The sequence below is a fragment of the Nitrospirillum pindoramense genome (genome assembly GCF_007827955.1).
Lineage (GTDB): Bacteria > Pseudomonadota > Alphaproteobacteria > Azospirillales > Azospirillaceae > Nitrospirillum > Nitrospirillum amazonense_B.
In genome coordinates this window covers 254,073-271,489 of record NZ_VITR01000007.1, presented here as the reverse complement: position 1 = coordinate 271,489, position 17,417 = coordinate 254,073, and the positions used below count along the sequence as shown (strand labels likewise).

General features: G+C 66.9%; 21 protein-coding genes and 1 tRNA gene. 18 read left to right on the top strand and 4 right to left on the bottom strand.

All coding sequences use genetic code 11. The annotated features are described in order from the left end of the window. The first annotated feature begins 246 nt into the window (after window positions 1-246). Window positions 247-453: a hypothetical protein gene (locus FBZ90_RS13980; RefSeq protein WP_145733001.1), complete on the top strand. Its 207-nt coding sequence runs from the start codon at window positions 247-249 to the stop codon at window positions 451-453. A 50-nt stretch (window positions 454-503) separates the two neighbouring features. Here the strand turns inward: FBZ90_RS13980 and FBZ90_RS13975 are convergent, their stop codons facing one another. Next, window positions 504-3,518: an ATP-dependent DNA helicase gene (locus tag FBZ90_RS13975; protein ID WP_246130404.1), complete on the bottom strand. Its 3,015-nt coding sequence runs from the start codon at window positions 3,516-3,518 to the stop codon at window positions 504-506. 222 nt (window positions 3,519-3,740) lie between these two features. Between FBZ90_RS13975 and FBZ90_RS13970 the strand changes: the two genes are divergently transcribed. The 5 genes from FBZ90_RS13970 (at window position 3,741) to FBZ90_RS13955 (ending at window position 6,547) form a co-directional block, all read left to right on the top strand. After that, the gene (locus FBZ90_RS13970) at window positions 3,741-4,043 is read left to right on the top strand and encodes a hypothetical protein (protein ID WP_145733000.1); all 303 of its coding nucleotides are present in this window, start codon (window positions 3,741-3,743) and stop codon (window positions 4,041-4,043) included. 272 nt (window positions 4,044-4,315) lie between these two features. Further along, window positions 4,316-5,563: a hypothetical protein gene (locus FBZ90_RS28115; RefSeq protein ID WP_211102022.1), complete on the top strand. Its 1,248-nt coding sequence runs from the start codon at window positions 4,316-4,318 to the stop codon at window positions 5,561-5,563. A gap of 29 nt (window positions 5,564-5,592) precedes the next feature. Next, window positions 5,593-5,985 (top strand): hypothetical protein, encoded by a 393-nt coding sequence (locus FBZ90_RS13960; RefSeq protein ID WP_145732998.1) that lies wholly within the window; start codon window positions 5,593-5,595, stop codon window positions 5,983-5,985. 56 nt (window positions 5,986-6,041) lie between these two features. After that, a complete protein-coding gene (locus FBZ90_RS28660) occupies window positions 6,042-6,176 on the top strand; it encodes a hypothetical protein (RefSeq protein WP_276509096.1) in 135 nt (44 codons plus the stop codon). 140 nt (window positions 6,177-6,316) lie between these two features. Continuing rightward, on the top strand, window positions 6,317-6,547 hold the full coding sequence (locus FBZ90_RS13955; RefSeq protein ID WP_145732996.1) for a hypothetical protein: 231 nt from the start codon (window positions 6,317-6,319) through the stop codon (window positions 6,545-6,547). A 179-nt stretch (window positions 6,548-6,726) separates the two neighbouring features. Here FBZ90_RS13955 and FBZ90_RS27835 read toward each other — a convergent pair whose 3' ends face one another. Further along, a complete protein-coding gene (locus FBZ90_RS27835) occupies window positions 6,727-6,876 on the bottom strand; it encodes a hypothetical protein (RefSeq protein ID WP_186455803.1) in 150 nt (49 codons plus the stop codon). A gap of 31 nt (window positions 6,877-6,907) precedes the next feature. Here FBZ90_RS27835 and mtgA point away from each other — a divergent pair, with 31 nt between their 5' ends. The 4 genes from mtgA (at window position 6,908) to FBZ90_RS27830 (ending at window position 10,231) form a co-directional block, all read left to right on the top strand. Beyond that, on the top strand, window positions 6,908-7,630 hold the full coding sequence (mtgA, locus tag FBZ90_RS13950; RefSeq protein WP_145732994.1) for a monofunctional biosynthetic peptidoglycan transglycosylase: 723 nt from the start codon (window positions 6,908-6,910) through the stop codon (window positions 7,628-7,630). A gap of 168 nt (window positions 7,631-7,798) precedes the next feature. Further along, window positions 7,799-8,164: a FeoA family protein gene (locus FBZ90_RS13945; RefSeq protein WP_145732992.1), complete on the top strand. Its 366-nt coding sequence runs from the start codon at window positions 7,799-7,801 to the stop codon at window positions 8,162-8,164. After that, a complete protein-coding gene (feoB, locus tag FBZ90_RS13940; RefSeq protein ID WP_145732990.1) occupies window positions 8,161-10,068 on the top strand; it encodes a ferrous iron transport protein B in 1,908 nt (635 codons plus the stop codon). The genes FBZ90_RS13945 and feoB overlap by 4 nt, the downstream gene beginning before the upstream one ends. Window positions 10,069-10,078: 10 nt before the next feature. Next, window positions 10,079-10,231: a hypothetical protein gene (locus FBZ90_RS27830; RefSeq protein ID WP_186455802.1), complete on the top strand. Its 153-nt coding sequence runs from the start codon at window positions 10,079-10,081 to the stop codon at window positions 10,229-10,231. A 271-nt stretch (window positions 10,232-10,502) separates the two neighbouring features. Here the strand turns inward: FBZ90_RS27830 and FBZ90_RS13935 are convergent, their stop codons facing one another. Then, window positions 10,503-11,474: a hypothetical protein gene (locus tag FBZ90_RS13935; RefSeq protein ID WP_145732989.1), complete on the bottom strand. Its 972-nt coding sequence runs from the start codon at window positions 11,472-11,474 to the stop codon at window positions 10,503-10,505. Between the two features lie 306 nt (window positions 11,475-11,780). On the opposite strand from FBZ90_RS13935, the gene FBZ90_RS13930 reads away from it, so the two are divergent. The 5 genes from FBZ90_RS13930 (at window position 11,781) to FBZ90_RS13910 (ending at window position 15,954) form a co-directional block, all read left to right on the top strand. Then, window positions 11,781-12,581 (top strand): ABC transporter ATP-binding protein, encoded by an 801-nt coding sequence (locus tag FBZ90_RS13930; protein WP_145732987.1) that lies wholly within the window; start codon window positions 11,781-11,783, stop codon window positions 12,579-12,581. 86 nt (window positions 12,582-12,667) lie between these two features. After that, complete coding sequence (locus FBZ90_RS13925; protein WP_145732986.1) at window positions 12,668-13,555, top strand: transporter substrate-binding domain-containing protein; 888 nt, start codon at window positions 12,668-12,670, stop codon at window positions 13,553-13,555. Window positions 13,556-13,826: 271 nt separating this feature from the next. Continuing rightward, window positions 13,827-14,537, top strand: a complete 711-nt coding sequence (locus FBZ90_RS13920) for an ABC transporter permease (RefSeq protein WP_145732985.1) — start codon at window positions 13,827-13,829, stop codon at window positions 14,535-14,537. After that, a complete protein-coding gene (locus FBZ90_RS13915) occupies window positions 14,534-15,223 on the top strand; it encodes an ABC transporter permease (RefSeq protein WP_145732984.1) in 690 nt (229 codons plus the stop codon). Before FBZ90_RS13920 ends, FBZ90_RS13915 begins: the two co-directional genes overlap by 4 nt. Before the next feature lie 101 nt (window positions 15,224-15,324). Beyond that, window positions 15,325-15,954 (top strand): acyloxyacyl hydrolase, encoded by a 630-nt coding sequence (locus FBZ90_RS13910; RefSeq protein WP_145732982.1) that lies wholly within the window; start codon window positions 15,325-15,327, stop codon window positions 15,952-15,954. A gap of 152 nt (window positions 15,955-16,106) precedes the next feature. Here FBZ90_RS13910 and FBZ90_RS13905 read toward each other — a convergent pair. Continuing rightward, window positions 16,107-16,182, bottom strand: a tRNA-Ala gene (locus tag FBZ90_RS13905). Between the two features lie 275 nt (window positions 16,183-16,457). On the opposite strand from FBZ90_RS13905, the gene FBZ90_RS13900 reads away from it, so the two are divergent. From FBZ90_RS13900 to FBZ90_RS13890, 3 genes are all read left to right on the top strand, one after another. Then, window positions 16,458-16,766 (top strand): YggT family protein, encoded by a 309-nt coding sequence (locus tag FBZ90_RS13900; protein ID WP_211102020.1) that lies wholly within the window; start codon window positions 16,458-16,460, stop codon window positions 16,764-16,766. 4 nt (window positions 16,767-16,770) lie between these two features. Next, window positions 16,771-17,094 (top strand): DUF167 domain-containing protein, encoded by a 324-nt coding sequence (locus FBZ90_RS13895; protein ID WP_246130403.1) that lies wholly within the window; start codon window positions 16,771-16,773, stop codon window positions 17,092-17,094. Window positions 17,095-17,179: 85 nt separating this feature from the next. Then, window positions 17,180-17,395, top strand: coding sequence for a hypothetical protein (locus FBZ90_RS13890; protein ID WP_145732980.1), 216 nt, complete (start codon window positions 17,180-17,182; stop codon window positions 17,393-17,395). Window positions 17,396-17,417: the final 22 nt, after the last annotated feature.

Sequence of the window (17,417 nt, the reverse complement as noted above, 5' to 3'; positions counted from 1 at the left end):
GATCGCCATACGGCCGGTAGCAGGTTGGGAAAATGCGTGAGTCGCAAATTGAGAAGAACGGCGCAGGCATCGTCGCAAAATGATAATGCCGCGAGGGGGAAATTTTGTGACGGCCGGCGCGACGCAAACGGAAAGCCGCCGGATGCCTATGGAAAGCGCCGCCACCACTGTCGCGCTCAACCTTGGATCGTCGTGGCACCGCTCTTGCGTGTAGTGGGGACACACGCAATAGAGGGGAACGGAACCATGAGCCTGCTGGACGCGCCGCATCGTGATGAAACCCTGAGCGCCGGCTTTCTGACGCTGGGCGCCTCTTTGGCGGGCGCCCCCACCACCCACACCCAAGCCCCCCTGAAGCCCACCACCGAAATGCTCGCGGCCGGCGCCCGCGCTGGCGGCGTCAGCGTCGCCACCGCCTGGGCCATCTACACGTCCATGCTCAAGTCGGCCTGACGCCGACCGGGATGCTCAAGTCGGCCTGACGCCAAGCGATCAGCCTGGATTCAGTCCAAGTCGAAGCCGTGCAGGTGGAAAGGCTCGTCGCCCCACGGGTCGTCGTGCGGCGACGCCGGTTTGGGCGCGGTCGGCAGCGATAGCGGCGGCAGGGCGATCTCGGGCACCTGCCCCGGCACATGCAAGAAGTCGCGCGTGATGCGCACCGCCTCCGCCAGGCCCACGCGCTGCGGTTCCACCCCGCCGGGGAAGGCGCCTTTCAGGCGGCTGGGCATCATCGGGTCCAGCAGGACGAACACGCCCGTATCGTCGGCCCGCCGCACCAGCCGGCCGAAGGCCTGGCGCAGCCGCAGCCGGGTGATCATGTCGTCGTAATGCCGCCGGCGGGCGGTGCGGTCGAAATAATCGCGCCGTGCCTTGTGCAGGATGTCGGGCCGGGGCCACGGCACGCGGTCGAAGACGATCAGGCGCAGGGACCGGCCGGGCACGTCCACGCCGTCGCGCACCGCGTCGGTGCCCAGCAGGCAGGCGTTGTCCTCACCCCGAAAGATGTCCACCAGCGTGGCCACGTCCAGCCCGTCCAGATGCTGGGACAGCAGCGGCAGGCCGGCGGCTTCCAGCGGCGCGCCGATGCGCTCATGCACGGCGCGCAGACGCTGCACCGCCGTGAACAGGCCGATGGCGCCCCCGCCGGACGCCAGGAACAGCTCGCGATAGGCGGCGGCCACCTGGGCCAGATCGTCCTTGCGCACGTCGTTGACGATCAGCACCCGCGTCTGGTTGGCGTAGTCGAAGGGCGAGGGCACCTGGGCGCGCAGGGCGGGACGGGGCAGGTGGACGGCGCCGGTGCGCACTTGGGCCGCCTGCCAGTCCGCCTCCACATCGCCCGTGCCGTCCGTCAGGGTGGCGGAGGTCATGACCAGGCCGTGGGCCTGCGCGCCCAGGATCTGGGCCAGGGGCCAGGTGGGGTCCACCCAGTGGCGGTACATGCCCACGTCCAGGTCGCGTCCGTCCTGCCGCTCCACCCCGAACCAGTCGACGTAGCGGTTGGGTGTCTCCTCGGCCAGGGCGGCGAGCATCTGGCGCCAGCCGCCGATCTCGTTGGCCGACCTGCGCTTCAGGCTGCGGGCGATGGCGTCGATGCGGCGGCGGGTGTCGCTCTCCAGCTCATCCGACTCGTCGTCCAGCCGCTCACGCAGCCGGTCGGCCAGCGCTTCCAGCGGGGCGGACAGCTCGCCCAAGGCGGCGGACAGCGCCTGTGCCGCCTCCAGCACGCCGTCCACCAGGGGCTGGACCTCCACCTCCAGGCTGTAGGGGTTGTCCGGGCCGTGGGCGCGGGCATAGACCTGGGCGCGCACCTGGGCCAGGAAGGCCTCCGTCGGGCCCACGGGCTCCCCTCCGCCCACGCGCTGCGGCCAGGCTTCGCCCGGCAGGGTGCGGGCGGCGCGGGCGATCTCATCCAGCAGGCGGTTGGCGTGGTCGTCGCCGCCGATCAGATCCTCCACCCGGCGGCGCAGGCCTCGCGCCCGGCTGCGCCCGCCGCTTTCGGCGCCCAGCAGCCAGCGGCGCAGCTCCGCCGTCTCGAACCCCGTCAGGTGGCCGGCGAAGGCGTTGTCGGCGGCGTCGAAGACGTGGTGGCCCTCATCGAAGACATAGCGGGTGGGGATGTAGGCGTCGTCCCCGCCGCCCAGCGCCGCCTGGATCATGACCAGGGCGTGGTTGGCGATGACGATGTCGGCCCGCCGCGCCCGGCGCACGCTCTTCTCGATGAAGCATTTGGTGTAGTGGCTGCAGGCGCTGTAGACGCATTCGCCCCGCCGGTCGGCCAGCGCCAGGGTGCGGCCCTTGCCCAGCAGATCCACCAGCCAGCCGGGGAAGTCGCCGCCCTGCATGTCGCCGTCGCGGGTGGCGGCGGCCCAGCGCGCCATCAGGCCGATGGCCACCGCGTACTGCGGATTGGCGGTGGCGACGCCGGCCGCTTCCTCCAGGTTCAGCAGGCACAGGTAATTCTCCCGCCCCTTGCGGATCACGACCTTGCGCGCCTTGGTGGCCGGGTCGCGGTGCAGGCGGTCCATCTCCTTGTCGATCTGGTGCTGCAACTGGCGGGTATAGGTGGAAATCCAGACGGGGCCCTTGTTCTTCTCCGCCCACACCGTGGCCGGCGCCAGGTAGCCCAGGGTCTTGCCCACGCCCGTGCCCGCCTCCGCCAGCACCATATTGGGCTCCCCCTCCATATCGCGGGGGGTGAAGGCGGTGGAGACGGCGCTGGCATAGTCCGACTGCTGTGGCCGGGGCTCCGCCTGCTGACCGTTCATCACCAGGTCGGCCAGGCGGCGGCGGGCCTCGGCCGGCTCCACCGGCAGATGGCCGGGCGGCGGCTCCGGCGCCTCCGCCTGCCATTCCTTCATGCCCGCCCACACCTGATAGGCGCGGATGGCGCCGCCCCGCCAGCGTGACTTTTCCGGGCCCGCCGGCGCCCCCAGGGCCGCCAGCACCAGGGGCGACCACAGCCAGGTGCCCACTTGGCCACCGCCCTCTTGGCCCTCCCCGCCCATGGCCCAGGCCAGCCCGATGGGGTCGGAGCGCTGGTCGTCGACCGGACCCATCAGCTCGCGCAGCAGCGCCTCCGCGGCGCGCGCCAGGGTCAGGGCCTCGCCCTCCGCGTCCGCCGGTTGGGGCAGGCCCAGGGCCTGGGCCAAACCGCGCGGCGTGGGTAGGCAGAAGGTGGCCGGCCGCACGAAGGCGTACAGCTCCAACAGATCATAGCCCTGGATCAACTTGTCGGTGCCCAGGCGCCGGGCGGTGGCGCGGGCATGGCACAGCAGGTGCGGCTTGGCCAGGGCGCGGCGCACCGCCTCCCCCTTGTCGATCACCTCCACCTCGCCGTCAGGGCTCAGCCAAACGGCCTGGCGGGCGCCCGGCACCAGGGCCGGGGCGTCGGGCACCAGCAGGCGGCGGGGCCCGGTCGGGGCGGACACCAGGCTGGGCGGCGGCGGCTTGCCGCCAGGCGAGGGAGGGGAAGGCTCGGTCATGGCGAGCGGAGTATAGACGGCGATTCGCGGCATTTCATGAACAAAAGCGGTACACCCCGCCCCGGCGATTGCCGGCATCAGGCGCGACCGGAGTAGCCCGTCTTTCGGCGGAACCAATCCCACCGGCCGCCGTTCCCCATCCCAGGCCCAAACCAGGTTGCTCATCCTGAGCGGCCCCGGAGCGGCAACCCCGGAGCGGCAACCCCGGAGCGATTGACATCAAGGCCCGTTGCAGAGGCCGGATCGGAGGAAATCATGGACCAAGGTGTGGTTAAGGCCCTGGCTGGGGATCTGGAAGGAATGTTGCGGCGCTGCGTGGCCACCAGCCCTGAGGCGGCGGCGCTGCTGCGGGACCTGCGGCCCATCCTGGACGACGCCAAGGCGGGCCGCGTGTTGGCCCCCATGGCGGACATACCGGGCGACTGGTTCTTCATGGAGGGCGGGTTGCGCCGAAACCGCCCCCTGGCCGAAGCCTATGCCCGGTTCAAGCGGCAGGTGACCGACGCTGACAATCCGGCGTTCAGCCGGGCCAAGGATCGCATACCCCACTACGCCTGAATCCGAGGCCTGAGGCGTCGTCCCGCACGAAAGCGATAGCGGCCCCCTGGCTTGGCGGCCAGGGGCCGGCCTGTTGGGATATGCCCCTTTGCCGCGCAGGTGTTCCCCCTAATTCAACGCTGGGCACCAGACGGGTGCGCGAGGCGGCGGAGGGGGATGGTGCCGGACAGTCGTTTCTTCGGTGCGGGCGACCGGTCCATGGCGGACTGGATCGACGCCGACATACCCGATGGACGCTTGCTGATCGGCCCCACCCGCGGCGTGCCGCCCTTATGCGGCGCTATTCCCTTGTCAGCACCACGCTGGGCCCGGTGTGGCAGGACCTGCGGCTGATCCGCTATCTGCGAAGCCTGGATGAGGTCGGCCGCCTGCGCCTGCGCCGGTTGGTGGAGGGCGTGGACTTTCGCGTCAGCGACGCCGCGCTCGTCGATCGCACCTTGCATGACTTGGCGGCGGGCACGCTCAGCGCCTTCCTCATCCCCCATGCGGCGGCCCCGCTTTTGCCGCCGCCCGTGGACCCGCCCCGGCACGACCCGGGGGACGAGGACCCGCCGGGCCAGCCCGCGCAATGGTCGGTGACCGACCGCGTCGTCGCCACGCTGCGCCGCTGCGTGCCCCTGCTGCCGCGCGAGATGCAGCAGGCGGCCAAAAGCCTGTTCACGCGTGAGACGCTGTACTGGCTGGCCGGCTTCCTGGTGGTTTGGGCTGGCGGACACCTGGCGGGCTATGGCGAGGCCATCGACGGTGTCCTGCTGCTCGTGGGCTACGCCATGGTGGGCTGGTCGGTGTTCGAGGGTTTGAACGATCTTGGCCACGGCGTCGTCCTGGCCACCACCGCCAAGACCCCGCACGATTTGGACGAAGCCGCCAAGCGCACCGCCGCCGGCCTCACCATCCTGACCATCAACGCCCTCATCGCCTTGATTGCCAAGGTCAAGCCGGCGTCGGGCGGCAAGCGCCCGGTGGTCGAGGAACCGCCACCCCCACCGGCCGACCCGCCGCTGCCGCCGAGGAAGGTGGCGGAGCCGGTTAAAACGGAAGTGCTGCCCCCGCCGCTAAAGCCGCTGCCGAAGCCGCCCGATGTCAAGGCACTCGCCTATAAGCCGACCTCCGGCGTGTTGCTGCAGACGAAGCCAGGGCAGACGACCACGATTCTGGGCTCCTACACCAACGATATGAAGTCGATCGTCGACGAGCTTGGGAACGTGAAGAGCACGGATCTTGGTCCGCGTAAGGATGATTTTAACGTCTTAAACGTTCCGGATGAGCTGTATAAATCTCCCCAGCAGTTCTGGAGCGAATACAATGAACCATGGCTCAAAAACGCCATTGATCGTGGCGACAATTTCCTCATGGTCACGAAGCCGGCGTTTGATGTGACGGATATAAGGACCGGGGCTAGCGTTCTGGCCCGCCCCAATCCCATCACCGGGCAAATGGAGCTCAGTGGGTTTGGTCGTGAGTATTTAACGATGCGCCGTGCCGGCTATGTTTATCAAGATGGGATGATGGTGAAATGAATTCGAATTTTAGACTAGAGGATATTGTGATGCTGGAGATGGGTGATATAATTTCCGCTTACAAATTAACAATTTATGCCATCAGTGACAGAGAGGTTTTGCTGAAGTCGCGCGAATATGCAATAGACGTGATCGCGGATAGAGACGGTGTTAGTCTTGTATATTTTGACAAGAGAGAAAAATATATCAAAGGATACAATATATTTCGATTCCTGGTGGATAAACGCCGAAATAAACTCGATTTGGCGAAAAATCAACCACCGACACACAGCTATGCGGAGTTTATTGAACTTCAGACCCGGAGCCTGGCGAACCATCTGCGAAAAGCGGCGCAGGACATTTTGAGCGGATCCACGGAATGGATTAAGGCGTACTCCTGGCCAGCTCTGCCGCCAGCGAGCGAGATCGCCCCCTTTATCTGATAGGGAAAGCCAAAGCCGGTTAGCTCAATAATTGTAAAGGAAGTGGGCAGGATGGCATGGATCAGGAGCGCCTCAAGCAATCTGCCCTCCAATTGGAGGAGATGTCGCGCCGCCACGCGACGATCGACGCGGAAGCGAAACGGTTTGCCGATGCGATCGCGGCCGTGATCGTCGACGTGAAGGCGAAATAGGATTCAGGCGCTACTCGATCATATATCTGGGGACTATTTTTTCGATAAAGGCACTCCGGGAAAATACCTGCCTGAAGCGGTTATAGATCCCGTGACGCCCGGAAACTACAACGTGAAACCGCTGTTTTGAGGAGAAAATAATGCGTAAAGTAATTTACGACGATGGCGGGATCGCTATTATTAATAGTGATGGAAAGTTCTATATTAGGTATGATGCGGGTGCGCATCAAATAAAGATTAGGGAGGATGGGATATCTGAAGATGAAGCCAATCTGGCAATGGCTGGAACCGTCGAGGCGACACGTGTGTTGTTCGCTGTGCAAAGACGTTTACAGCTTTCTGGGGTTGATCCTTATGTATCAAATGTGTAAATCCAGATATTAATGCAGTAATTTTGGTTTTTCTGGTGGGAATTTTCTGCATATTTGAAATGGTAAGGGTCTCTTGACAACGGGCTGGCTTCCCGGCTAGCGCGCTCACGGCCCAACATCACCGCGATATCGTAGATCGCCTGAAACAACAACCCTACGGGCGCCTCGATGCGGGCAGATCACGGACAGGCTGTGCGAAACCATCGCCCCAGCATCTGCGGCAGGATGGCGGCGGTCTTGAACGCCGTTTCCCCGCCATGCAGCAAGGGGGGGATTCCCCCCGGTGCCAGGTTGGCATTTCCCGGAAAATAGAACAGCGTGTAGTCCATGGATGGACCCTCCCACGAGAAAGCGGGCGTTATGACGGCTGGCGTCGGCCATCAGCGGGACCGGCGCCCTTCGCTGCGCCGCGCCCTCCGCTGGGCGCAGGCGGGACTGCTCGCGGCGGTGGTGCTCAGCCTGGGATGGGTTTGCCTTTATGCCGTGGTCGATCCGCCGGGCACGCCGCTGATGCTCATCCGCCGGATGCAGGGCGTGCCTACCCAGGGATGGACGCCCGTGCCCCTGGATCGCATCGCCCCGGCCCTGCAGCGCGCCGTCATCGGGGCGGAGGACAGCCGCTTCTGCAGCCACCATGGCGTGGACTGGGAGGCGGTGGACGCCGCCATGGACGAGGATGAGGAAGGCCATAAGCTGCGCGGCGCCAGCACCATCAGCCAGCAGACGGCCAAGAACGCCTTCCTCTGGCCCGGCCGCACCTGGCTGCGCAAGGGGGTGGAGTTCGGCTTTACCGAGCTGATCGAGCTGGTGTGGGGCAAGCGCCGCATCCTGGAGATGTATCTGAACATCGTGGAATGGGGCGACGGCCTCTATGGGGCGGAGGCCGCGTCCCGCGCTTATTTCGGCGTGCCGGCCGCCGCCCTGTCGCCGTCCCAGGCGGCGGCGCTGGCCGCCGTGCTGCCCAGCCCGCGCAAATGGAACGCGCGCCACCCCGGCCCCTACGTCGCCCGCCGCATCGGCATCCTGGAACAGCGCGCCGCCCTGGTCGCCCGCGACGGCCTGGACGCCTGTCTCAGGCGGTGATGACCATGCCCTGTGCGACGCCCCGACGCGCGTCCACGTCCCTTGTGCTCCGCCGTGAGAATAACTATTAATTTCCAGGACGCCCCGGCCGATCCTCCGGTCGATCCTTTGGTCGATTCTGGGGCGGCCCCTTTCAAGGGCCCCTCACCGGGCCTGAGGCATGGACGAATGCACATTTCCCCCCGCCCCGCCGACCTTCCCGCCGGGCCCGACCATGAGACCGTTCCCGCCGACGCCCGGCCCCTGAGCCGCGCCGCCAAGGGCGAGGTGGGGCGGGTGGTCCGCGTCGGCCTGAACGGCGCCCTGCACGACAGCCTGGACCCCGATGAGCTGGAGCGCCGGTTGCTGGAAATCGGCTTTGTCGAGGGCGCGCGGGTGGAAATCCTGCACGAAGGCCTGTTCGGCCGCGACCCCATCGCGGTGAAGGTGGATGACATGCGCGTGGCCCTGCGCCGCCGCGAGGCCGAGGCCATCCTGGTCACCCGTTGGCAGCCGGCCTCCCTGCACGCCGTCGCCGAAGACCGCCGGTCATGAACGCCGTCACCCCCGTTCTCCAAACCGGCGCGCCGCGCATGGCGCTGGTCGGCAACCCCAATTGCGGCAAGACCGCGCTGTTCAACGCCCTGACCGGCAGCCGGCAGAAGGTCGCCAACTACGCCGGCGTGACGGTGGAGCGCAAGGAAGGCAGCTTCACCACGCCGGAGGGGCGGCGCGTCCAGGTGCTGGACCTGCCCGGCACCTATTCCTTACGCGCCCGCAGCCCGGATGAGGAGGTGACGCGCGACGTCGTGCTGGGCCGCTTCAAGGGCGAGGCGGAGCCCGACCTGCTGGTCTGCGTGGCCGACGCCACCAACCTGCGCCTGGTCTTGCGCCTGGTGTTGGAACTGAAGCAGGTGGGCCGGCCGCTGCTGCTGGCCCTCAACATGTTCGACATCGCCAAGCATCGCGGCATCGAGATCGACGTGGACCGTCTGGCGGCCGAACTGGGCGTGCCGGTGGTGCCCACCGTGGCGGTGCGCAAGGCCGGCACGGTCGACCTGCTGAAGCATATCGACGCCCAGGTCGTCGACCTGGCCCTGGCCGCCGCCCAGGGGGTGAGTCAGGGGGCGAACACCTGGCACGAGCCCTCGGCGGAGGAGGTGCGCGCCACCCACCGCGAGGCCGACCGCATCATCAAGCTGGCGGTGCGTCCGCCGACCAAACCCGACACCTGGACCACCCGGCTGGACGCTGTGCTGCTGAACCCGGTGGCGGGGCTGCTGATCCTGCTGACCGTGCTGTTCTTCATGTTCCAGGCGGTGTTCACCTGGGCGCAGCCGGCCATGGACGGCATCAAGGCCGGCTTCGACGCCCTGGCCGCCTGGGTCAACGGCGCCATGCCGGACGGCATCCTGCGCAGCCTGATCACCGACGGCATCATCGCCGGCGTGGGCAGCATCGTCGTCTTCCTGCCGCAGATCGTCATCCTGTTCACCTTCATCATCCTGCTGGAAGACTTCGGCTACATGCCGCGCGCGGCCTTCCTGATGGACAAGATCATGGGCGGGGCGGGCCTGCACGGCCGCGCCTTCATTCCCCTGCTGTCCAGCTTCGCCTGCGCCATTCCCGGCATCATGGCCACGCGCGTCATCGATAACCGGCGCGACCGGCTGGCCACCATCATGGTGGCGCCGCTGATGACCTGTTCCGCCCGCATCCCCGTCTACACCCTGATCATCTCCGCCTTCGTGCCGGATCGGCCGGTGGCGGGCGTGTTCGCGCTGCAGGGGCTGGTGATGTTCGGCCTCTACGCCGCGGGCATCCTCAGCGCTTTGCTGGTGGCCTTCGTCATGCGGCGCCTGGTGTGGCGCGGCACGGTGGAGCCCTTCCTGATGGAGTTGCCGGCCTACAAGGTGCCGGACGCCAAGAACGTGGTGATGAGCGTGTGGACCCGGGCCAAGGCCTTCCTGCAGCGGGCCGGCACCACCATCCTCAGCATCATGATCCTGATCTGGTTCCTCAGCTCCTTCCCCGGCGCGCCGGAGGGGGCGACCGAACCCGCCATCGACTACAGCATCGCCGGCATGATCGGCCATTGGCTGCAGCCCTTGGTGGCCCCCATCGGCTTCAACTGGCAGATGACCGTGGCGCTGATCCCCGGCATGGCCGCGCGCGAGGTGGCGGTGGCGGCCCTCGGCACCGTCTACGCCGTGGGCGGGGGGGAGGAGAACGTGACCGCCCTGATGGACACGCTGGGCCACAGCTGGTCCCTGGCGACGGCGCTGTCCTTCCTGGCCTGGTACATCTTCGCGCCGCAGTGCGCCTCCACCCTGGCGGTGGTGCGGCGGGAAACCAACTCGCTGAAATGGCCGGTCATCATGTTCGTCTACATGCTGACGCTGGCCTACCTGGCGTCGCTGGCCACCTACCACGTCGCCGCCAGCCTGGGCTGGGCGTAAGGAGGACACCATGATTCAGCAAGCGATCGTGGGGGTAATCGTGGTGGCGGCGCTGGCTTGGGTCCTGCGTCCCACCCTCCGGCGCGCCCTCCGCCGCCGCCAGGTCGCGGCCGGCAAGGCGCCGGGCCCCTGCGGCTCCGACAGCTGCAACTGCGGCAGCTGAAGCGCACCCTAAACCGGCCAACCAGGAGCGCACCGGGCTGGCAACGCCAGCCTAGAGAAGATCGCCCAAAGGTGGAATCGCCTTTGGGCGTGAATCTGCTCGCGGGACAGACTCAGCGAGAGTTGGCTGCGTCTGGTTTTACGCAGCCAACTCTAGGCCCCGACTGGGGCCGCCGGAGCGTTTCGGGGAGCGTAGCGGACTGAAACGCGAGGACAAGCCAAAGGCCCGGACGGGCCTGCCGGCGCTTGAGGCAAACGAACAGAACCGAAATTCATTTCGGCGCGGGCCGCGTCGCCAGGCGCCATTGCGTGGCTTGGCTGTAGCGCTTGGCCAGGAAGTGGTAGGTGCGCTTCAGCAAGGCTTCCAGGGCGGGGCTTTTTTCCACCGTCACGTTCAGCCATCCGTCCAGCACCTCATCCCAGGGCAGCAGGGACTGGTGCAGGTCGTCGCGCATTTCCCGGATATAGCTGATGTTCTGGTCGAACTTCCTCAGCATGGCCAGGATTTCGCCGGTCTGGGCGTCGACCTGGGCGAATCGGGATTCCAGGTCGGTGATGGGCGGCAGCGACAGGGTCTGCATCCGCACGATCTCCTCCTTCACCAGCCGCTCCGCCTTGTAGATGCGGTGGGCGGTTTCCAGCCCCTGGCGGACGAGGTGCAGGGCCTGGGCCCGTTCGCGCAGCGCCTCGATGTAGGATAGTTCCTTGGCCAGCATGTCGATGTGCAGGCCGATCTCCTCCTCCGGATCGCCCGCCAGCGACAGCCGGTTGGCCATCATCCGGAAGGCTTCGTGCACGCGGGCCTTGGTGTTGGGATCCTCCACCACCTGTTCCAGTTGCTCCGGGCTGGAAACGACGGTTTCGCCGCCCGTCAGCCAGGTCACCAGCTGCACCGTCAGGCGGCCGCGCGCCACGTTGTAATGGCGGTCGTCCACCCGCCAGCTGGCAGAACCGTCGATCAACTCATTCGGGATGGTGTCGCCGGGGCGGATTTCGCGCACATAGCGCAGGCCCTTGGCCGCCATGGTCAGCAACTGTCCGTCGAAGGACTTCGGCTGGATGTCGAACTCGTTGTACAGCTTCTCGATGGGCACCTCGACGTCCAGCTTGCCCAGCTTCATGCACATCACCGGCTCATCGTTCGTCTTGGACAGGATGAAGCGGCAGCCATCGACGGTGAAAAGCTTGTGCTCGAACAGGAAGTGCGTGCTGCGGTTGGCCGCGGGCTGAATGCCTGTGCTCATGGGCGCTGGACGACTCCAGATGGCGAACGGAGCCCCGCCCCGGGGCTGGGCGTGACAAGGGGTGTCACAGTACCACGTTTCAGGCCGGGGCTGCATCGGCATGGGGGTAGGATGGACGGCCCCCCGGCTGTGACAGGAAACCTCTTTCCGTCCCGGGCGGCGCACGGTAGTTTTGCCGGCTTCGGGGTTTCCTTGCGGAAACGTCCCTCGGTCATTCACGGTCACCGGCTGGCGCGCGGCCCCCATCGCCGCGCCGGCCGGTCGCGCTTTCAGGTCCGGATGGGTCCGGACGAATTTCGGGGTCCTATGACGCAATCGCCGGCTGTCGCCGTGGCCGACCAAGCCAACACTGCCATCCAGGTGCGGGATCTGCACAAGCGGTTTGGCGAGACGGAAGTGCTGAAGGGCGTTTCCCTGACGGCGCGGGATGGCGACGTCATCTCCCTCATCGGCTCGTCCGGTTCGGGCAAGAGCACGCTGCTGCGTTGCATCAACCTGCTGGAGACGCCGGATGAGGGCCAGGTCTGGGTCAATGGCGAGCTGATCCGCATGGGCCGGGACCGGCGGGGCCATGCCGTTCCCGCCGACCGCAAACAGGTGGACCGCATCCGCCAGCGCCTGGGCATGGTGTTCCAGGGGTTCAACCTGTGGACCCATATGACGGTGTTGGAAAACGTCATCGAGGCGCCGGTGCATGTCCTGGGCGTGCCGAGGGGTGAGGCGGTGGACCGCGCCAAGGCCCTGCTGGACAAGGTGGGCCTGGGCCAGCGCCAGGACTATTACCCCAGCCAGCTGTCGGGCGGGCAGCAGCAGCGCGCCGCCATCGCGCGCATGCTGGCGATGCAGCCCCGTGTCATGCTGTTCGACGAACCAACCTCGGCGCTGGACCCGGAGCTGGTGGGTGAGGTGCTGCGCGTCATCCGCCAACTGGCGGATGAGGGCGCCACCATGCTGATCGTCACCCATGAGATGGCCTTCGCCCGTGACGTCTCCTCCCACGTGCTGTTCCTGCACCAGGGCCGGGTGGAGGAGGAGGGGACGCCCGATGAGGTGTTCGGCAACCCCCGCAGTGAACGCTGCCGACAATTCCTGGCCCGGGGCGCCTGAGGCATACTGGACAACAAAGAGCGGCGGCCGATCGGACACGGGGTGTTGATGCGGACCGTCCCATCCTTGGTTTCGTAGGGGGTTTCATGAAGAAGCTGGTCTTGGGCCTGATCGCGGTGGCGGTGGTCGCCGGTGCCGCCTACCTGGCGACGCATCGCACGCCGTCCGACGCGGGCGGTCCCGCCATCACCGACCAGGGGGTCCCCAATCCCCTGCGTGTGGCGACGGAAGGCGCCTACCCGCCCTTCAACGTGGCGGAGCCCGACGGCACCCTGAAGGGGTTCGACATCGACCTGGCGCGCGACCTGTGCCGCCGCATGGGCGTGAAGTGCGAGATCTCCGCCCAGGCTTGGGACGGAATCATCCCCGCCTTGCAGGCCGGCAAGTATGACGTGATCCTGGCCGGCATGTCGGCCACGGACGAGCGCCGCCAGGCCGTGGACTTCACCGTCCCCTACGTGCTGACCCCCGCCTATTTCGTGGCGCCCAAGGACAGCCCGCTGACCAAGATCGACTTCGGCCTGCAACGGCTGGACCTGGCCAACATGGACGAGGCCTCGACCCAGGCGCTCGACAAGCTGAAGGCGGCGTTGAAGGGCAAGACGGTGGGGGTGCAGGTCGCCACCATCCATGCCAGCTTCCTGGACACCTACCTGGGCGACACCATCACCATCCGTCGTTACGACACGCTGCAGAACCTGTCGCTGGACCTGGCGACCGGCCGCGTCGACGCCGGCCTGGCCGACATGACGGGCTGGCAGCCCTTCCTGGAGGGGGCGGATGGCCAGAACGCCGCCACCTTCGGCCCCGGAATCACCGGCGGCCTGCTGGGCCCCGGCATCGCCGCCGCCCTGCGCAAGGGGGATGGCCGCTTGCTGGACGCGCTGAACAACGCCATGAACGCCGCCAAGGAAGACGGCACGATGAAGAAGCTGGCGGAGCAGTGGTTCCACTTCGACGCGTCGGCGCATTGAGTTTTCCCTCAAGCGCCGGGCGCGGCCATCCGGCCGCTTGGCTATCCTCGCTGCGCCCCCTTTACGTTGACTGGGCGGTGCTCGCTCCGGCGGCCGCGGTCGCGGCCTAGGGCCCTAGCAGGCCCGCCCGGCGTCTGAGGCATGAGAGACAAGCGTAGCGACTAGGCCCCGACCGGGGCCGCCGGAGATTTCCGGGGAACGTAGTGGACTGGAAATCGAGGACAAGCCAAGGGCCGGATGGCCCGCCGGCGTCTGAGGAATTGGCACGGTAATGATAGACCTTCTGGGCTTTGGTGGCCGGGGCTGGGGCTTGCAACTGCTGCAGGGCATGGGGATGACCCTGCTGGTGGCGGTGTCGGCCTATCTATGGGGGCTGCTGCTGGGCGGGGCGGCGGCGGCGTTGAAGCTGTCCGGCCACCGGGGTGGACGGGTGGCGGCCGATGTCTACACCACCATCGTGCGCGGCGTGCCCTCCCTCCTGGTCATCTATCTGCTGTTCTTCGGCGGCAACAGCGCCGCCACCTGGGTGGTCAGCCTGCTGGGCTTCAATGGCCCGGTGGAGCTGTCGGCCCTGCCCGTCGGCATCCTGGCGGTGGGCACGGTGTCCGGCGCCTATTCCGCTGAGGTGCTGCGCGGCGGCGCCCTGGCCGTGCCCCATGGCCAGGTGGAGGCGGCGAAGGCCCTGGGCATGAACCGCTGGCTGACCTTTCGCCGGGTGATGCTGCCCCAAGTCCTGCGCTATGCCCTGCCGGGCCTGGGCAATGTCTGGCAGTTGACGCTCAAGGACACCTCGCTGGTTTCCGTCGTGGCCCTGGTGGAGCTGATGCGCGTGGCCTATCTGGCCCAGGGCGCCACCCGCCAGCCCTTCCTGTTCTTCACCACCGCCGGCGTGCTGTACCTGGGCATGGCCGGCCTGTCGGGCCGCCTGTTCGCCCGGGCCGAGCTGTGGGCCGGGCGGGGCGTGCGGAGGGCCGCGCGATGAATGCCTCCCTGTTGTCCACGCTGGTGGCGGCCCTGCCGCGGTTCGCGGCCGGGGCCAGCCTGACCGTTCAACTGGTGACGCTGTCGTTGCTGGTGGGCTTGGTGCTGGCGACCGTTGTCGCCGTGATGCGGCTGTCGCATCTGCCGCCCCTGCGCTGGCTGGCGCGCGGCTACATCCACGTCTTCCGCTCCACCCCGCTGCTGGTTCAGATTTTCCTGATCTATTACGGTCTGGGCCAATTCGACGCCGTGCGCCAGAGCGTGCTGTGGCCCCTCCTGCGGGAGCCCTATTGGTGCGCCATCATCGCCTTCACCCTCAACACCGGCGCGTACACGGCGGAGATCATGCGCGGCGGTATCGAGGCCGTGCCCCATGGCCAGATCGAGGCGGCCAAGGCCTGCGGCATGAACGGCAGCCTGCTGTTCCGGCGCATCGTCCTGCCCCAAGCCTTCCGTCTGGCGCTGCCCGCCTATGGCAATGAGATCATCCTGATGCTGCAGGGCAGCGCGCTGGCCAGCACCATCACCCTGATGGACCTGACGGGCGTGGCCAAGGACATCGCCTCGCGCACCTATCAGCCCATCGAGGCCTTCTGCTTGGCCGGGGCGATCTACCTGGGTATGAGCTTCCTCATCACCCGGGGCGTGCAATTGGCGGAGCGGCGGCTCAGCCCAGCCCGGCGGTGAGCTTGGTCGCAGGGAACCGTTTTGTCCGTTTCCCCTTGAGTTGGCGCCGGATTGCTCTGCATAAAGGCGGAAATATCCCTCCATCTTTCCCAAGCAGGATCATGACGAAGACCTCCCGCAAGGCTCCGCGCGGCCGTGGTTTGCGCGCCGCCACCTCTCTGCTGGCCACGTCCCTGTTGACCGCCGCCGCCGGCATGGCGACGCCGGCCCTGGCCGCTGATCGCGATCCCGACCTGCTGGCCCTGGGTATCGGCATTTATGACCAGTCCTGGATCGACCCGCCCGCCTTCTTCCAGGTGGACGCCGACACCCCGCATGACCGCAGCCAGTTCGTCACCGCCGAATACCGTTTCGGCTGGTCGCTGGTGAAGGTGGACGACTGGTTCGCCATCAAGCCGCTGGTGGGCGTGATGGAAACCTTCAAGGGCAGCTTCTACGGCTATGGCGGCCTGCAGGCGGACTTCACCTGGGGGCCGTTCTTCATCACCCCCAGCGCCGCCGCCGGCTATTACGCCCATGGCGACGGCAAGGACATGGGCTATCCCCTGGAGTTCCGCACCCAGATCGAGACCGGCTACCGCTTCACCAACGGCGACCGCTTCTCCATCGCGCTCAGCCACATCTCGAATGCCGAGCTGGGCAAGACCGTCACCATCCCGGGCACCCCGCGCACCCGCACGGTCAACCCCGGCGCCAACAACCTGGTGGCCTATTACAGCTTCGCCCTCTGATCCTTCAGCCGAAGGCGAATGAAAGAGCGGCGCGGAAGGGGCACTTCCGCGCCGTTTCTTTTGGGCGGCAGGCGCCGAGGCGTGGACATGCCAAAAGGCCGGCACCAATCTGTCCGTCCCACATCGTGCCATGACTGTCTTGTAAGGGGATTTGGTGGAGCCGAGGAGGATCGAACTCCCGACCTACGCATTGCGAACGCGTCGCTCTCCCAGCTGAGCTACGGCCCCACACTCAAATCCGGCGGCGGGCATAGTCCCGGGCGCCTGAAGTGGGCGGGATAATGCTCAGGGCGACCCCGCCTGTCAAGCGGCCATTCTGCCGGCCGGGCGGAATATCCGTCCTGCGGTGAAGCACTGCCCATTCCAGGTCCCTGCCTAGATGCGCGCCCTGGGTCCGCTTGGCTCCCCGGCGGTGCGGCCAGTGCGGGCCTACGCTGGACAAGGGGGCGGCCCGCCCGTAGGGTGGCGGCCATGCCATTGAAACCATTGGGGACGGAACCGCCATGGATCCTTTGATCCGCACCATCCTGGAATTGCTGCTCGTGGTGCTGAACCTGGCTTGGTGGGTGCTGATGGTCAGCGCCATCCTGAGCTGGCTGGTGATGTTCGGGGTGATCAACATCCGCAACCGCTTCGTCGCCACCCTGATGGACGTCACCTACCGCCTGACGGAACCGCTGCTGCGCCCTATCCGCAATGTCGTGCCGAACCTGGGCGGGGTCGACATTTCCTTCATCGTGCTGATGCTGATCATCTGGGCGCTGGAACGGCTGATCCAGAACTACATGTTCAGCGCCTTGATGTTCCGCTAAGGCGGTGGCCGAGATCAAACCAGCCGCCGAGGCGATCCCCGGCGGGGTGCGCGTGCACCTGCGCGTCACCCCCCGCGCCTCCCGCACCGCCATCCAGGGCCTCATGGAGGGGCCGGAGGGCCGCCAACTGCTGAAGGTGGCCGTCACCACCGTGCCCGAGGACGGCAAGGCCAACGAGGCCGTGCTGAAGCTGCTGTCCAAGACCTGGCGCGTCCCCAAATCCAGCCTCACCATCGTCGCCGGCCTGACCGACCGCAACAAGGTCGTGGAGATGGCGGGGGAGGCGGAGACGCTGCTGGCGGTGGTGCGCGCCTCCTGGCAAGGCTGATCGAGGCATCTTGGTGGCCGCGACCGTCCCGCTATCGCCGCCCCCTTGGCTGGAGTAGGATCAGGCTTCCCAGCAGCGAGGCCCCATGTCCCCCCCGAAGAAGCCGGCTCCCCCGGCCAAGCTCAGCGCCATGGACCAGATGATCGCCGACTGCGTCAAGAAGGCCAAGGCGCGCAAGCGCTCCGGCCAGACGGACAAGGAGTGGCGGGCAAAATACGCCGCGACGCTCAAGGGTGGGGACGACGGAGCGGCACCGATGAGCGAGACGCCCTTCGCCGGGAATGCGTTCAAAAAGAAGTAGGGCGGCAGGCCTCCAACAAAAA

Coding starts and splice junctions, on each gene's coding strand:
- FBZ90_RS13900 (WP_211102020.1), top strand. CDS start 16,458: ATGGATCCTTTGATCCGCACCATCCTGGAATTGCTGCTCGTGGTGCTG.
- FBZ90_RS13975 (WP_246130404.1), bottom strand. CDS start 3,518: ATGCCGCGAATCGCCGTCTATACTCCGCTCGCCATGACCGAGCCTTCC.
- FBZ90_RS13960 (WP_145732998.1), top strand. CDS start 5,593: ATGCTGGAGATGGGTGATATAATTTCCGCTTACAAATTAACAATTTAT.
- FBZ90_RS13955 (WP_145732996.1), top strand. CDS start 6,317: ATGCGTAAAGTAATTTACGACGATGGCGGGATCGCTATTATTAATAGT.
- FBZ90_RS13930 (WP_145732987.1), top strand. CDS start 11,781: ATGACGCAATCGCCGGCTGTCGCCGTGGCCGACCAAGCCAACACTGCC.
- FBZ90_RS27835 (WP_186455803.1), bottom strand. CDS start 6,876: ATGGACTACACGCTGTTCTATTTTCCGGGAAATGCCAACCTGGCACCG.
- mtgA (WP_145732994.1), top strand. CDS start 6,908: ATGACGGCTGGCGTCGGCCATCAGCGGGACCGGCGCCCTTCGCTGCGC.
- FBZ90_RS13910 (WP_145732982.1), top strand. CDS start 15,325: ATGACGAAGACCTCCCGCAAGGCTCCGCGCGGCCGTGGTTTGCGCGCC.
- FBZ90_RS28115 (WP_211102022.1), top strand. CDS start 4,316: ATGCGGCGCTATTCCCTTGTCAGCACCACGCTGGGCCCGGTGTGGCAG.
- FBZ90_RS13915 (WP_145732984.1), top strand. CDS start 14,534: ATGAATGCCTCCCTGTTGTCCACGCTGGTGGCGGCCCTGCCGCGGTTC.
- FBZ90_RS13935 (WP_145732989.1), bottom strand. CDS start 11,474: ATGAGCACAGGCATTCAGCCCGCGGCCAACCGCAGCACGCACTTCCTG.
- FBZ90_RS13980 (WP_145733001.1), top strand. CDS start 247: ATGAGCCTGCTGGACGCGCCGCATCGTGATGAAACCCTGAGCGCCGGC.
- FBZ90_RS13945 (WP_145732992.1), top strand. CDS start 7,799: ATGCACATTTCCCCCCGCCCCGCCGACCTTCCCGCCGGGCCCGACCAT.
- FBZ90_RS27830 (WP_186455802.1), top strand. CDS start 10,079: ATGATTCAGCAAGCGATCGTGGGGGTAATCGTGGTGGCGGCGCTGGCT.
- FBZ90_RS13920 (WP_145732985.1), top strand. CDS start 13,827: ATGATAGACCTTCTGGGCTTTGGTGGCCGGGGCTGGGGCTTGCAACTG.
- FBZ90_RS13890 (WP_145732980.1), top strand. CDS start 17,180: ATGTCCCCCCCGAAGAAGCCGGCTCCCCCGGCCAAGCTCAGCGCCATG.
- FBZ90_RS13925 (WP_145732986.1), top strand. CDS start 12,668: ATGAAGAAGCTGGTCTTGGGCCTGATCGCGGTGGCGGTGGTCGCCGGT.
- FBZ90_RS28660 (WP_276509096.1), top strand. CDS start 6,042: ATGGATCAGGAGCGCCTCAAGCAATCTGCCCTCCAATTGGAGGAGATG.
- FBZ90_RS13970 (WP_145733000.1), top strand. CDS start 3,741: ATGGACCAAGGTGTGGTTAAGGCCCTGGCTGGGGATCTGGAAGGAATG.
- feoB (WP_145732990.1), top strand. CDS start 8,161: ATGAACGCCGTCACCCCCGTTCTCCAAACCGGCGCGCCGCGCATGGCG.